The following is a 13,423-nucleotide window of genomic DNA, read 5'->3' as shown; positions in this document are numbered from 1 at the left end:
GCCGGTCAGAGATCGGGGCAGATCTTGCCGCCGATGTGCGCGATGCGGAGCCCGCCCTCCTCCCCGACCAGGCGGAAGTGGATGCGGCCGGCTCCCGGGGTGAAGCGGGCGTGGAGGTGGAAGGTCTCCACCTTCCCGTCCAGGTCCTCGAACTGACACACCCGCTTACGGGTTTCTCCTTCCGGAGTCACCTTGGTCCGCCATTCCGGTTCTGCCATGGTGGCGGGGTCCCATGCGGCGGCGGCCGCCTCGAGTTTCTCCAGGCAGCGCCGTACGGGCACGACCCAGTGCGGGTTCAGGTCGCTGAGCTGGTCCCCGACACGTGGCAGGAAGGTGAGGTGGGGGTAGAGGTCGGCCCTGCTGTCCCAGATGCGCAGGCCGGTGGTAACACCTTCCTGGCGCGTCTTGCGGATCCAGTCCAGGTGCCCGTCGAGGTGCGGCTCAGCGGCCAGATGCCGGACGTCGACGGTGTCCTGCCGCATCTTCAGTGTGCCGTCGTCGTCCTCAACCAGTTCGCTCCGCTCCAGGGTCACGTGGTCGGCCTGCCACTGCCGCGCCACCGCGAGACTGACGGCGATGCCGTCCATGAAGTGCGCGGCGCCCAGTCCCAGGACGACCTCACCGTCATGGCGGTACTCGAGATGATCGGCGGCGTCCCGCGCCGGGAAAACGCTGCGGACGGGAGATCTTCCCTGTAAGCCACGAAGGCGCTGCCAGAGGGCGCGGTTGCGCGGGCTGGCGCCGATCCATTTGTTGACGGGATACCCCTCCGCGATCTCCAGGGCCTTGACGTCCACCTCGCTCACCAGTGCCGTGTCCGATCCACCCGCGGTCGCTGCGGCGCGCACGGCGTTCACGAAGTCGGCCATGGCCCGTTCGGCCCGCGCCGGGTCACAGGCCGTTCCCCAGGATTTCTCGTTCAGAAACAGCAGTGGCACGTCTTGCTCCCCCTGTGTCGGCCCGTACCGTCAGTCCAGCAGCTGGTCGAGCGAGTTCTCCCACTCGTCGAAGAAGCCCTCGGGCCACTGTTGAAGCATGCCGTCCTTGTCGATGCGGGGGGTGACGACCTCGGTGCCGGCCCCGTTGCCCTGGAAGTAGTGCACGACCGTGTCCTCCGGTTGCAGGACACCCTGTTTCACAGCGATGCGGATGCCGTTCAGCACGTGGTCGCTGTGCGTCTCGACGATCAGCTGGGCGCCGGTGGCGGCGGCCGCGGAGAGCAGTGCGGCCATCCTGCTCTGCCCCTTCGGGTGCAGGTGGGCCTCGGGGTTCTCCAGCAGTATCAGGCTCTCGGGTGTCGCGGTGAGGCAGGCGACGACGATGGGCAACGCGTAGGTGAGCCCGAAGCCGACGTTCGTGGGGCGGCGGCGACGGGTGGCGTTGATGCCGGCGGTGCCGCCGAAGCCGTAGGAGAGGCGGACCGAGTCGGTGCCTTCGATGGGATCCGTCTCGATATTGACACCGGGGCACAGTTCCTGCATCCAGGCGATCGTCTGGTCCAGGAGCTGGGGGGAGGCGGCACCACGGTGGCGGAGGGGGCCCTCGGGCACCTGCGTGGGTACTTCCTGAGCCGTGTGGTGGCGCAGGTAGTTGACAGTGTGTTCGCCACGCACACCGAGGAACCCGCGGGCCACGGCGATCTGGTGGGAACGGGGGTAGGTGACCGCCGGGGTGATGCGGTCCGCGTGCAGGTACTGGAACGGCTGCTCGGCCAGCTGCGCGCGCACCGATCCCTCCGCCAGCGGCATGACGTCCTGGTCGGGATGGCGGATGTCGTACGCGGCGGCCCAGGTGCGCTCCTCGCCGTCCTCCTCGATGACAAAGGCGACGAGCGGCTCGTTGACCGTGGGGAGTTCCTCCACCGGCCCGAAGTCCTCGTGCAGGACATCCTGTGCCGTTCCCAGGGCGACGAGATCGCCGTTCAGCAGCAGGCCGCCTCCGGCACGCTTCGTCCTGACCAGCATCTGCGTCTCGTACGACTGCCTGAGCAGTCCCAGCGATTGCAGGACGCTGCTCTTGCCCGAAGAGTTGAGACCGGTGAGGAGAGTTAGCGGGCCGAGGGGCAGCTCCAGACGCCGGAAGGCCTTGAAGTTGATCAGCGTGACACGGTTGATCACTGCTCGGCGCCCCCGCCTTCAGCGCCTAGGGCGTTCTCGAAGAGCTCCTTGACCGCGTCGAACCGCTTGCGCACCTTCCTGGCGTCACCGGTGCCCACCGAGATGGCGCGCTCGAAGTCCACGTCCTCCATGAGATCGGCGAAGGCGTCGAGAACGTCGGCCCGCCGCAGCTCCTCGCGCTCGTAGTGGCTCAGGCCCGCCAGGTTGACGGCGATGGCCTCGAAGAGGGCCTTGTTGATGGGTGACTTGCGCTGCTGGTTGCGGCGGTACTTCCGGAACGCGTGCGGGCCGAAGATCTCCTTCGCCGCGGTCATCGCCGTGAGGAACTCGAATCGCAGCCGGTCCTCGTCCGCGCTGTCGAGACGGTTCACCTGATGCATCGCCTCGGCGAGGAACGCGTCGAAGTCACCGGGCCGGTACGCGTGCGGGGAAGTCATGCGGAAGGCCAGGAAGCGGAGCGCCATCTCCCGGTCGGCCATCCGGTCGCCGACAACGCTGTAGCCGGTGGCCTGCCGGAACTCCGGAGTCACCGCGAGTTCCGCGAGGAGGGTACGGGCCCGGCCGGGGATGAGCGCGTGCCGGATCTCCTGCCGAGTGAGGGGCTCGCCTCCGGTGTTGATGCGCGCGAAGACGTTGAACATCACCGGTTCGGGTGTACCGCGTCGGATGACGTGGACGACGACCTCCGTCTCACGCAGCCGGATCTGGAGCTTTCCGGACAGGTCCGTGAAACTTGCGCCCTCGAAGTTGCGCAGATACTCCAGGCCCGTCAGCTTCAGCGGATCGGCGCCGACCGCCTGGGGCTCGAGGAAACGGGCGATCGACGTGAGGCGCTGGATGCCGTCGACGATGGCCCAGCTGCCGTCCTTGTTCTCGGCGGCATAGAACGACGGGATGGGGATGCGCAGCAGCAGCGACTCGATGAGCCGACTCTGCTTGCCGTCGGTCCAGATGCCCGCCTTGCGCTGGAAGTCGGGCGCGAGGTCGATCATCTCGTTGCGCAGGCGGGAGAGCAGCAGGTCGACGGTGGTCGTCCGGGTGTCGATGTCGATGTGCTCGGGGTCGAAGGGAGAGGTGATCTCCTCGAACGCCGCTTCCTCGCCCTCCTCGCGCTCGATGTCGGTCGGCCGGCCGTCGGCGGTGACTTCCACGGCGAACACCGGCGCGTCAGGCTCCCCCGCCTCAGCGGCCGCGTCCTGATACCGCTCGAACACCGACCGTTGATCCCGAGTACGTCCCTGACTCTCCTCCAGCGCGGCCATGTCGTCTCGTCGCCCTCCCCCTCATGCGCCTGCGGGAACACCGTGTCCCCATCGATCGTCTTTCACCCTACCGTCCGTGATCCTCCGGTGACGGCGGATCCCTCAGCGCAGTCGGGGCATGCGGAATGTCTGGTTTCCGGTTCCGGACGCCGAGCCGACCGGTCGTCAGCAGCCGGTTCCACGCGATGGCCCTGCGCCGAACCGGACAGTCCCGTGGTGACCCTCTCAAGGACCGCCCGCAGAGGCGGGAAGACGGCCGCGACGCTGAACAGGCCGGCGAGGACGAGCACGTCCGTGGCGGCTCCTCCGCCAGGCAGGACCACCGCGATCAGCCGTTCCGTGTCCGGCGGACCCGCTCCCGCACCGCGCACGGCAGTTCGCGTGGCAAGTACCTGGCCTGAGTACGCAGGGCACGGCACAGTCAGCGGAAGGCCTTGCCGTGGTTGTCGAGAGCCGACTCCTGAGACCGTCTCGCCTCCGGCTCCTCCAACAGCACCTTGAGGAACAGTGCAGCCCGCGCGGTGACCAGCCCCGCCGGGTCGGAGACGGCCGTGGCCCGTTCGTCGGCGGCCATGAGGGCGATGGACACGGTGCCGTACACCGCAATGGCGGCGAGCATCCACAGCGAGGCGACCGAGCCTCCGTCGGGACCTGGCCTCAACGGCAGGACGGGCGCGGATGGCGATCAGAATGGGCGCCGCTTGGAAGGGGACCGAGGCACATCGGCCGGCGACGATCCGGTTCGCACGCCCGGCGCCAGATACGTCTCGCCGGCCGGATCCAGTACACCGCCCGCCCCGGTACCCGGCTGCGTGAAGCCCACAGCAGTCCGATCCACAGAGCCTCGAACACGGTCCAGGAAGTCCAGTAGAAGGAAAGCTCTTTGAATGCGGTCCACGTCATGCCCGGCAGCGTCGCAGACGCCACTGAACAGTCACCGCAGGGCGACTTCGCACCAGACCGTCTTGGTGTACGGGTCGTTGCCGGTCGTTCCCCAGTGGGTGGACAGGGCCTCGACCAGGACGAGGCCTCGGCCGGAGTCGGACTCCGAGGACGGTGCCGGGAGGCCGCCGGGGGTGGGCGGGCGACGGTCGGGGCGGGGGTCGGTGACCTCGATACGGAGGGCCGGGTCAGCCGGGTAGAAGGTGAGGCGCAGGCGGAAGTCACGGCCGCGCACCCGGCCGTGCAGGGCGGCGTTCGTGGCGAGTTCGGCCACGAGGAGGGTCGCGGTGCGGTTGGCGTCGGAGTCGTAGGGCCAGCCCCAGGTGTGGAGTCGCTCGGCCGCGAGGTGGCGGGCGAGGCGGGCGCCTCTGGGGGTGGCCGACAGGCGGATCGTGAAGTGTCGGGCGGGGGCGGCCTGCTGTGCCCTCATGGGGGCAATATCGGCGTTCATGTCACTCAGCGTGGTCACGCGACTCTACGCTGACCAGTAACGACGACGGTACGTGGAGTCACTGTCCGGGTGCTGTCCGGCTCTGTCCGGGCGGTGTGGCGTTACGTCGTCCGTCGGCGGGGAGTTGGGTACGGGCGGCACGTGGAGGTGTCCGGGCGTGGGCGTGACGGGGCGAGAACCGCAGGGCGGCGACGGGACGGAGCCGTACGGCGCCGATGACGAGGAGTCGGCGGCGGTACTGCGCACGGTGGGACGGGTCGTCAAGACGTGCCGGGAGCGGAAGGGGCTGACGCAGGCCGAGTTGGGGGCGGCGATCGGGTACAGCGAGGAACAGGTTTCCTCGGTGGAGCGGGGGCGGCGGGCGCCGAGTTCGACGTTTCTGGAGGCCGCCGACGGGGTGCTGGACGCGGGTGGGTTGATCGCCGGGCTGAAGAAGGACGTGGAGGAGGCGCGGTATCCGAAGAAGGTGCGGGATCTGGCGAAGCTGGAGGGGGAGGCGGTCGAGCTGTGCGCCTACGCCAACTCTGTCGTCCACGGCCTGTTGCAGACGCCGGAGTACGCGAGGGCGTTGTACGGGATGCGACGTCCACCCTTCTCCGAGGAGGAGGTCGAGCGCCTTGTCGCCGCTCGACTGGCACGGCAGGAGATCTTCGACCGGCAACCCGCTCCCGTCTTCAGCTTCGTCCAGGAAGAGGTGACACTGCGCCGCCCGCTCGGGGGCAGAATGGTGATGCGGAAGCAGCTCGAACGCCTGTTGGAGGTCGGTCAGCGACGGAACGTGGAGATCCAGGTGATGCCCACGGACCGGGAGGACCACGCCGGTCTCGCGGGGTCGCTTCAGCTGCTCCGGCTCAAGGAAGGGGACACCGTGGGGCACAACGAGGTCCAGCTCACCAGTCGGCTGATCTCCCATCCCAAGGAGGTCCAGATCCACGAGATCCGCTATGGCATCATCCGGGCCCAGGCCCTCACGCCCCGTGAGTCGCTGGCCTTCATCGAGAAAGTGCTGGGAGAGACATGATGACCAACCCCTCGACGGGGAACGGTTCCGCGCTGGAGTGGTTCAAGAGCAGCTACAGCACGAACGACGGCCCGGAGTGTGTGGAGGTCGCCTTCGCCCCCAGGACCATCCACGTACGGGACTCGAAGCACGTGCAGAGCCCGCAGCTCGCCTTCGGTGCCCAGGAGTGGGCCGCCTTCCTCTCGTACGCCGCCGATCACTGACGTACGACATGGCACTCGGTCCATCGGCTCGTAGCCTGAGACGCATGGGTGATCTCTTCCTCGTCCGGCACGGTGAGACCGAGTGGTCGCGGTCCGGGCGGCACACCGGGTCGAGCGATGTTCCGCTGACCGAGCGGGGGCGGGAGGAGGCGCGGCGGCTGGTGCCGCTGATCCGCTCGCAGCGGATCGGGGCCGCGTTCGTCAGCCCCCTGCGGCGGGCCCGCGACACGGCCGAGCTGATCGGGCTGCACGACGTGCGGGTGGACCCGGATCTGCGGGAGTGGGACTACGGCGCCTACGAGGGCGTCACGACCGCCGACATCCAGCGCGAGCGGCCCGGGTGGTTCCTGTTCACGGACGGGGTCGCGCCCGGTCCGCCGGAGCGCCCCGGGGAGACCCCCGAGCAGGTCGGGGCGCGTGCGGACCGGATGCTGGCCAAGGTCGACGCGGCCCTCGCCGACACCGAGGGGGACGTGGTGCTCGTGGCGCACGGGCACATCCTGCGGGTCCTGACCGCCCGGCGGCTCGGTCTGCCGCCGTCGGGCGGGGCGCTGTTCCAGCTGGTGACCGGGACCCTGTGCCGGCTGGGGACGGAGCACGGGCGGCCGGTGATCGCGGGATGGAACATCCGGCCGACGCGGTAGCGGCGCCCGGCGGGCACGCCGTTGTCAGACCGCCGTCGTAGTCTTCGAATGGGGTGATCGCACCTGGTGGGGCCGGGTGCGTGGCCGTCGAGGACGTTCCGCGCCGGGAGGGAGCACGCCGTGACACGACCGCCGACCGCCGCACAGCGGCGTGTCATCGACGCCGCCGATCCCGTCACCGGGCGGCTGAGGGGGACGGAGGCACAACTCGCGGCGCTCGTGAAGCGCGGGCTCGCCTTCCGGCACCCGCGGCCGCCGCACGACCACTTCCTGACCCCGGCCGGGCACCGGATACGGGAGTCCGAGGAGCCGCGGGTACCGGTCGAGGCCGAGGCGCCCGCCACCGGGGTGTTCGCGGCGCGCGTCGGGGGCGAGGAGACGTCGGCGGACGGGCCCGGCCGCACGCGGGAGGTGCACAGCGCCTGGCAGGGGCTGCTGGAGCTGCGCCGGATGACCAACCGGGACGGGGCGACGCACCGGCCGTGCGGCTGGGAGCGGTCGCATCTGGTGCAGGCCGCGGCGCTCGCCCTGGAGGCGGCGGGCCATCGGCCCGCGGCAGGGGACGGGCCGGGATACCGGGTGCGGGCGACCCCGCAGCCGGAGGCGGTCGCCGTGCACGAGCCGGACCCCGGGTCGCTGCGGGCCTGCGCGGGGACGCTGGAGCGGGCCGGCTGGCAGGTGAGCGAGCACAACGACCCACGGGCGGGCGCCCGTTATCTGCTGGCGTCGCCTCGCCGCGCATAGGAAGGCATGCCAAGATCTGTCGGTCACATCGTCCAACTGTGCGAGCCGCAGGAGGAGAGGAAGCAGTGAGCGAACCGTTTTCCGTCCCGGTGACCGTGCGCGGGTACGAAACCGACGTACAGGGTCACCTCAACCAGGCCGTCTATCTCAACTACGCGGAGCACACCCGCTGGTCGTTACTGCGGGCGGCCGGGATCAGCCAGGCGGAGCTGATCGGCAGAGGCGTCGGCCCGGTGGCCCTGGAGACGACCATCCGCTACCGACGGGAGCTCATCGCCGGCGACGAGGTCCAGGTGACATGCGCGTTCGCCTGGTCCGAGGGCAAGACGTTCCGCATCGAGCAGACCATCCGCAAGGCGGACGGCACGGTGGCGGCCGAGATCACGGCGGTCGGCGGGCTGATGGATCTGGAGCAGCGCCGATTGGCCCCCGAACCGCGGAAGATCCTCGAGGAGTTGGCGACGGACCCGAGCGTGTTCGGCTTCTGAGCCTGGTCAGCACCTGCTCAGCGCCTGCTCAGCTTTCCGGCGTCCGCACATGCACATGTCCGTCGAGCGGGAAGGCGGGCGGTGCGGCGGGCAGCACCGCGCCGAGTCCGTACCGGCACTTCTCGGCGACCCGGCAGGAGGCGGCGTTGTCGACCTGATGCCGGAGCTCGAGACGGACCAGCCCGTCCCCGGCGAACGCCGCGAACGCCCACTCGGTCAGCGCCCCCACCGCCCGGGGCGCCACACCGCGGCCCCGGGCACGAGCGGCGGTCCAGTAACCGACCTCGGCGGAGGCGGCACCGGGGACGGGCCGCTTGAGCACCACGTGCCCGACGGGGAGGGCGGGGACAGCGGGGGCCCCGGCACTTTCGCATCCGGCGCCTTCGCATCCGGCCGTTTCGCTTTCGGGTGCTTCCACGACGGCGAAGGCGAAACGGTCACCGGCCTCCCAACCCCGCCGCTGCGCCCGTACCCAGCGGACGGCGCCGGCCTCGTCCTCGACGTCCCAACTGGTCCAGCGCCGCAGCGCCTCGTCACCGATCAGGCCGACCAGCGCCGGTACGTCGGCCGTCCGCCAGGGGCGCAACACCAGGGCCGGGGCCGAGGGCGTGGCGGGCACGGTCAGCCGGCTCACGATCTTCTGCATGACCCGACCCTATGCCGGGCGTACCTCCCTCTGGGCCGCCACACTCCTGCGCGCGAACTCGCCGCCCCTGAACGGCAGTTGAGGAACCAGTTCGCCAAGGAGGTCGGGCTCTCCCCCAAGATCAGGCCTCCCGGGTCGGGACCGGGACCTGGTTGAAGCCGTAGTACAGGGCGATCAGGCCGTGGGCGGCCAGGGTCAGGGGGGCCGAGACGAAGGCCAGGCCCACCGTGATCGGGTAGGCGAGGGTGCCGAGGGCGAAGCGGGCCCGGGTCGCCCGGGCGGCCGGGACGTCGACGCGGGAGTCGAAGAGGTGGCCGGTGCGGGTGAGATGCCACCACAGGGCCTGGAAGGTGAGCGCCATGGCCACCATGACCAGGCTGTAGACGGCCGCGGCGACATGCGAGGCCGCGTCCTCGCGCAGATACTCCGCGAGGACCGCCGTCGGCCAGGGCACCGCGGCCACCACCATCAGCACCAGCAGGTTCAGGAACATCAGCGTGCGGTCGACATGGGCGACGTAGCTGAAGACCTGATGGTGGTTGATCCACATGATGCCGATGACCAGGAAGCTCACCACATAGGCGGCGTACGAGGGCCACTGCGCCCCCAACGCCCGCCACAGGCTGCCGTGTTCGCCGATCTCCGGGACCTTGATCTCCAGGACGAGCAGGGTGATGGCGATGGCGAACACACCGTCGCTGAAGGCCTCGACACGGCCGGACTCGTTCATGGGAGACAGCGTGCACCATCGGGGGTGCCACCTCCCGCGTGTCGTGGCCGCCGCCACGCACCCCGTGGAGATGCCGGAGACCGTTCCGGGGCGCGCACGTCCCTGCGCGCCCCGGAGACGGCCGCCATGGGCCCGGTCGGGGTCCACGGCCACCGGTCGAGGGCCGTCCCCCTCGACCGGAGATCGGAACGGGTCAGCCCTGTGCGGAGATCCGTGCCAGTCGCTGCGCCTCGGCCCGGGTGGAGCGGGCGATCTCGTCCTCGTCGACGTGCAACAGGCGCCCCCGCTCGACGATCTGACGGCCGTTCACGAAGGACGCGGTGACCGGGGCCGCCGCGCCGAAGACCAGCGCGGTGACCGGGTCGGCGATGGAGGCGTGGGCCAGGGTGTCCAGCTTCCAGAGGACCAGGTCGGCGAGCTTGCCCGGCTCCAGCGAGCCGATCTCCCGGGCGCGGCCCAGGACTTGGGCGCCGCCGTAGGTGCCCAGGCGCAATGCCTGGCGGGCGTTGAGGGCCGCCTCCCGGTGTGCGCCGAGGCGGTTGACGAGCAGGGCGTTGCGCAGTTCGGTGTGCAGTTCGCCGGACTCGTTGGAGGCGGTGCCGTCGACGCCGAGGCCGACGGGGACGCCGGCCGCGAGCATGTCGGGGACGCGGGCGATACCGGCGGCGAGACGGGCGTTGGACGAGGGGCAGTGGGCGACGCCGGTCCCCGTCCGGGCGAAGGCGGCGATGTCGGAGTCGTTCATGTGGACGCAGTGCGCCATCCACACGTCCTCACCGAGCCAGCCGGTGGACTCGAAGTAGTCGGTCGGCCCCATGCCGAACAGCTCGTGGCAGAAGTTCTCCTCCTCGACCGTCTCCGAGCCGTGGGTGTGCAGCCGTACGCCCAGTCTGCGCGCCAACTCGGCGCCCTCCCGCAGGAGTTCGGTGGAGACGGAGAAGGGGGAACACGGCGCCACGGCCACCTGGGTCATGGCGTCGAAGGAGGCGTCGTGGTGCTCCTTGACGGTCTGCTCGGTCGCGGCGAGGGCGCCCTCCAGCGTCTCGACCGCGAAGTCCGGGGGCAGGCCGCCGTCCTTCTCGCTGCGGTCCATGGAGCCGCGGGCGAGGGTGAAGCGGACGCCCGTCTCGCGGGCCGCGCGGACGATGGCGCCGGAGAGGTCGCCGGAGCCGTGCGGGTAGACGTAGTGGTGGTCCATGGCGGTGGTGACACCGCCGCGGGCCATCATCGCCAGGGACCCCTGGGCGGCCGCGTACACCATCGGCTCGTCGATGCGCGCCCAGGTCGGGTAGAGGGCGACCAGCCAGTCGAAGAGGTTGTGGTCGGTGGCCAGGCCCCGGGTGATCCACTGGTAGAAGTGGTGGTGGGTGTTGACCAGTCCGGGCGTCACCAGATGGCCGGAGGCGTCGATACGGCGTACGACGTTCTCCAGGCCCTCGGGCGCCCGGCCCGCGCCGAGCGACTCGATGCGGTTGCCGGCGATGACGAGGTGGCCGGAGGCGTACTCGGTGTCGTCGGCGTCGACCGTCGCGATCGAACAGTTCTCGATGACGGTGCGCTGGGCTGCTGCCATGGTTCGTCCTTCAGAGATTGGTGAGGTCCGCCGGGATCTTCGCCTCGCGCCCGTCGCGCAGGACGGTGGCCTCTATCAGGCCGTAGGGCCGGTCGGCGGCGACGTAGACGGCACCGTCCTCGGTCGCGTTCTTCAGCCCGAACGGCTCCAGGTCCACCAGGAAGTGGTGCTTGTTCGGGAGCGAGAAACGCACCTCGTCGATCTCGTCGCGGTGGTCGATGATCCGGGTGCCCATGGCGTACAGGGTCTGCTGGAGCGAGAGCGAGTACGTCTCGGCGAAGGCCTGCAGCATGTGCTTCCTGGCCTGCTCGTAGGACTCGTCCCAGTCGGGCGCCGGCTGGGCGTCGTCGGTCCAGTTGAACCGCCAGCGGCCGGAGACCTCGGTGGCGAGGATGCGGTCGTACGCCTCCGGCAGGGTGGTGTACTCGTCCTTGACGTAGCCCCAGAACTCGGAGTCGGTGGAGTTCAGGACGGTGAGATCCTTGAGGCCGGAGACGACCTCCCACGCGGAGCCGTCGTAGGTGACCTGGGCGAGCCGGGTCTCCTGGCCCTTGCGGACGAAGGAGTGCGCGCCCTCCCCCGTGTGCTCGATCCGCTCCCAGGTGTACTCCTCGATGCGGACGCGGGCCCGGTGGATGGGCTCCTGCGAGGTGACGAAGTGCCGGGCGAGGTGGATGCCGAACTGCTCGGCGGACTCGATGCCGTGCTGCTTGGCGAACGCGTACACCGTGTTCTTGGTGGTGTCGGTCGGCAGGACGTTGGCGTTGGAGCCGGAGTAGTGGACCTCGTCCATGTCGCCGGAGAGCGACACCGAGACGTTGAGGTCCTTGATGTGGTGGGTGGCGCCGTCCCGCGTGATCTTGACGACTCGGTTCTCGGCCTTGCCGTACTGGTTCTGTCCCAGAATGGTGGGCATCTGTAGCTAGCTCCCTCGGTATACGGAGTAGCCGAACGGGTTGAGCAGCAGCGGTACGTGGTAGTGCTCGCCCGGCACGACGGCGAACGTGATCGCCACCTCCGGGAAGAACACGCCGGTACCGCTGTCCCGATTCGCGGGGGCGTCCTGCTGCGCATCGGCTTGCTTGTCGGCGGTTTTCGCTGCGAAGTACGCCTCGACGGCGAAGTCGAGCCGTACGTGGGTCGTCCCCTCCGGCAGGTCCGGAAGGTCCTTGCACCGGCCGTCGGCGTCGGTCGCCGAACCGCCGAGCGCCTGCCAGTCCGCGTCCCGGCCGCCGCGGGCGGAGAGCTGGACGGAGACGCCCCGGGCGGGGCGGCCGACGCTGGTGTCCAGGATGTGCGTGGACACGGAGGCGGTGGTGCTGGTGCTCATGGTTCAGGCTTCCTCTTCGACGAGCCGGGCGAGGCGGATACGGTTGATCTTCCCCAGCTCGGTGCGGACGATCTCGCGCTCCTTCTCTGGCGCGTTCCCGATCCGCTCCTCGATCGCGTCGCGCATCTGCTCGGCGCTTCGGCCGGTGGCGCAGATGAGGAAGACATGGCCGAACCGGTCCTGGTAGGCCAGATTCAGTTCGAGCATCTGCGCCTTCAGCTCCTCGGAGGCGCCGGCCATGCCGCGCTGCTCCCGGGCCGAGGTCGGATCGCCCTCCTTGGGGCGGCCGATCGGCGGATGCCCGGCCATCGCCTCTTCCAGGTCCGCCGTGGTCAGCTCGGCCATGGCGGCGTCGCTCGCGGCGTAGAGGTCCTCGGCGGTGGCGTAGGGGCGGGCGGCGAGCAGACGCCGCACCCATGCCGTGGAGGCGCACGCCTCGTGGAGCGCGGCGTGGGCCGCCCGCTCCTCCAGGGCGTTGAACCGGGCCAGGCCCGGGGGCGTGGATGTCGACGTCACGGGAGCCTCCGTGGCCGCGAACGGCCGTCGTGCTTCAGCGGGTGCCGTCAGCTAACGCCCCCACGCGACATCACGTCAACACTTTGTTGAAAATTCCGGGTGACGAAACGCGGCGGACCCAGGCCCGCTCAGCCTTCCTTCTCACGATTGAGGTAGTTGTAGACCGTGAACCGGCTGACGCCGAGCGCACCGGCGACGGTCTCCACGCCGTGCCGTACGGAGAAGGCGCCGCGCGCCTCGAGTATCCGTACGACCTCCTGCTTGGCCTTGCGGTCCAGTTCGGCCAGGGGTCTGCCCTGCTTGCGCTCCATGGCGGCCAGGATGTGGTCGAGGGAGTCCGCGAGCTGCGGCAGGCGTACGGCGACGACGTCGACGCCCTCCCAGGCGAGCACGACGTCGTCGGGGCCGGCCTCGTCCGGCGGGAGCATCTCCCCGCCCATCGCGTCGACCAGCGGTTTCACGGCCGTGATGAACGGTTCGTCCCCGGTGCCGGTCACGCGCCGCCCTCCCCGAGGACGTTGACCTGCAGCGTGATCCGGGTGGCGCCGGCCTCCAGGGTCTTGCGCAGCAGGACGTCCAGGGCCGTCAGGACGGCGTCGGCACCGCCCTCCGCCGTGTTGCCGAAGGGGCCGACGTCCACCGCGTCCAGCTCGGCCCCCTCGATGACCTCGCGGGCGACCAGCGCGTGCGCGGGCGCCTCGTCGAGATCGAAGGGCTCGGTCGTGAACTCCACTCTCAATCGCACGCGCTCAACCT

The 13,423-nt window shown here is 70.1% G+C and carries 18 protein-coding genes; 5 read left to right on the top strand and 13 right to left on the bottom strand.

Annotated elements, in window-relative coordinates:
- Window positions 1–5: 5 nt before the first annotated feature.
- The 5 genes from MKW14_RS00440 to MKW14_RS00420 all read right to left on the bottom strand — a co-directional run bounded on the left by MKW14_RS00440 (window position 6) and on the right by MKW14_RS00420 (window position 4,772).
- Window positions 6–938 (bottom strand): hypothetical protein, encoded by a 933-nt coding sequence (locus tag MKW14_RS00440; RefSeq protein ID WP_240858041.1) that lies wholly within the window; start codon window positions 936–938, stop codon window positions 6–8.
- A 30-nt stretch (window positions 939–968) separates the two neighbouring features.
- A complete protein-coding gene (locus MKW14_RS41200) occupies window positions 969–2,117 on the bottom strand; it encodes an AAA family ATPase (protein WP_240858040.1) in 1,149 nt (382 codons plus the stop codon).
- Window positions 2,114–3,331 carry a DUF262 domain-containing protein gene (locus tag MKW14_RS00430; RefSeq protein WP_240858039.1) on the bottom strand — a complete coding sequence of 406 codons (1,218 nt, stop codon included), beginning with the start codon at window positions 3,329–3,331 and terminating at the stop codon, window positions 2,114–2,116. Before MKW14_RS00430 ends, MKW14_RS41200 begins: the two co-directional genes overlap by 4 nt.
- 469 nt (window positions 3,332–3,800) lie before the next feature.
- Window positions 3,801–3,998 carry a hypothetical protein gene (locus MKW14_RS00425; RefSeq protein WP_240858037.1) on the bottom strand — a complete coding sequence of 66 codons (198 nt, stop codon included), beginning with the start codon at window positions 3,996–3,998 and terminating at the stop codon, window positions 3,801–3,803.
- 315 nt (window positions 3,999–4,313) lie between these two features.
- Window positions 4,314–4,772 carry an ATP-binding protein gene (locus MKW14_RS00420; RefSeq protein WP_240858887.1) on the bottom strand — a complete coding sequence of 153 codons (459 nt, stop codon included), beginning with the start codon at window positions 4,770–4,772 and terminating at the stop codon, window positions 4,314–4,316.
- Between the two features lie 163 nt (window positions 4,773–4,935).
- Between MKW14_RS00420 and MKW14_RS00415 the strand changes: the two genes are divergently transcribed.
- From MKW14_RS00415 to MKW14_RS00395, 5 genes are all read left to right on the top strand, one after another.
- Window positions 4,936–5,793: a helix-turn-helix domain-containing protein gene (locus tag MKW14_RS00415; protein ID WP_240858035.1), complete on the top strand. Its 858-nt coding sequence runs from the start codon at window positions 4,936–4,938 to the stop codon at window positions 5,791–5,793.
- Complete coding sequence (locus tag MKW14_RS00410) at window positions 5,793–5,996, top strand: DUF397 domain-containing protein (RefSeq protein ID WP_240858886.1); 204 nt, start codon at window positions 5,793–5,795, stop codon at window positions 5,994–5,996. The genes MKW14_RS00415 and MKW14_RS00410 overlap by 1 nt, the downstream gene beginning before the upstream one ends.
- Window positions 5,997–6,040: 44 nt before the next feature.
- Window positions 6,041–6,640 (top strand): histidine phosphatase family protein, encoded by a 600-nt coding sequence (locus tag MKW14_RS00405; RefSeq protein WP_240858033.1) that lies wholly within the window; start codon window positions 6,041–6,043, stop codon window positions 6,638–6,640.
- A gap of 120 nt (window positions 6,641–6,760) precedes the next feature.
- Window positions 6,761–7,384, top strand: a complete 624-nt coding sequence (locus MKW14_RS00400) for a hypothetical protein (protein ID WP_240858031.1) — start codon at window positions 6,761–6,763, stop codon at window positions 7,382–7,384.
- A gap of 65 nt (window positions 7,385–7,449) precedes the next feature.
- A complete protein-coding gene (locus tag MKW14_RS00395) occupies window positions 7,450–7,872 on the top strand; it encodes an acyl-CoA thioesterase (RefSeq protein ID WP_240858030.1) in 423 nt (140 codons plus the stop codon).
- Between the two features lie 28 nt (window positions 7,873–7,900).
- Here the strand turns inward: MKW14_RS00395 and MKW14_RS00390 are convergent, their stop codons facing one another.
- The 8 genes from MKW14_RS00390 to MKW14_RS00355 form a co-directional block, all read right to left on the bottom strand.
- Window positions 7,901–8,518: a GNAT family N-acetyltransferase gene (locus MKW14_RS00390; protein ID WP_240858029.1), complete on the bottom strand. Its 618-nt coding sequence runs from the start codon at window positions 8,516–8,518 to the stop codon at window positions 7,901–7,903.
- Window positions 8,519–8,639: 121 nt separating this feature from the next.
- Entirely contained in the window at window positions 8,640–9,248 is a 609-nt protein-coding gene (locus MKW14_RS00385; protein ID WP_240858028.1) for a TMEM175 family protein, read from the bottom strand.
- Between the two features lie 193 nt (window positions 9,249–9,441).
- The gene (locus tag MKW14_RS00380) at window positions 9,442–10,821 is read right to left on the bottom strand and encodes an 8-oxoguanine deaminase (protein WP_240858027.1); all 1,380 of its coding nucleotides are present in this window, start codon (window positions 10,819–10,821) and stop codon (window positions 9,442–9,444) included.
- A 10-nt stretch (window positions 10,822–10,831) separates the two neighbouring features.
- Window positions 10,832–11,737, bottom strand: a complete 906-nt coding sequence (gene pucL, locus MKW14_RS00375; protein WP_240858026.1) for a factor-independent urate hydroxylase — start codon at window positions 11,735–11,737, stop codon at window positions 10,832–10,834.
- A 6-nt stretch (window positions 11,738–11,743) separates the two neighbouring features.
- Complete coding sequence (uraH, locus tag MKW14_RS00370) at window positions 11,744–12,151, bottom strand: hydroxyisourate hydrolase (protein WP_240858025.1); 408 nt, start codon at window positions 12,149–12,151, stop codon at window positions 11,744–11,746.
- A gap of 3 nt (window positions 12,152–12,154) precedes the next feature.
- Window positions 12,155–12,667 (bottom strand): 2-oxo-4-hydroxy-4-carboxy-5-ureidoimidazoline decarboxylase, encoded by a 513-nt coding sequence (gene uraD, locus MKW14_RS00365; protein WP_240858024.1) that lies wholly within the window; start codon window positions 12,665–12,667, stop codon window positions 12,155–12,157.
- 128 nt (window positions 12,668–12,795) lie between these two features.
- On the bottom strand, window positions 12,796–13,164 hold the full coding sequence (locus MKW14_RS00360) for a helix-turn-helix domain-containing protein (RefSeq protein WP_240858022.1): 369 nt from the start codon (window positions 13,162–13,164) through the stop codon (window positions 12,796–12,798).
- Window positions 13,161–13,412, bottom strand: a complete 252-nt coding sequence (locus MKW14_RS00355; RefSeq protein WP_240858020.1) for a hypothetical protein — start codon at window positions 13,410–13,412, stop codon at window positions 13,161–13,163. Before MKW14_RS00355 ends, MKW14_RS00360 begins: the two co-directional genes overlap by 4 nt.
- Between the last annotated feature and the right edge of the window lie 11 nt (window positions 13,413–13,423).

This window comes from Streptomyces gilvus (assembly GCF_022513565.1).
GTDB lineage: Bacteria > Actinomycetota > Actinomycetes > Streptomycetales > Streptomycetaceae > Streptomyces > Streptomyces gilvus.
Note: the sequence above shows the minus strand (reverse complement) of the source record. Positions and strands in the feature narration are given on the sequence as shown.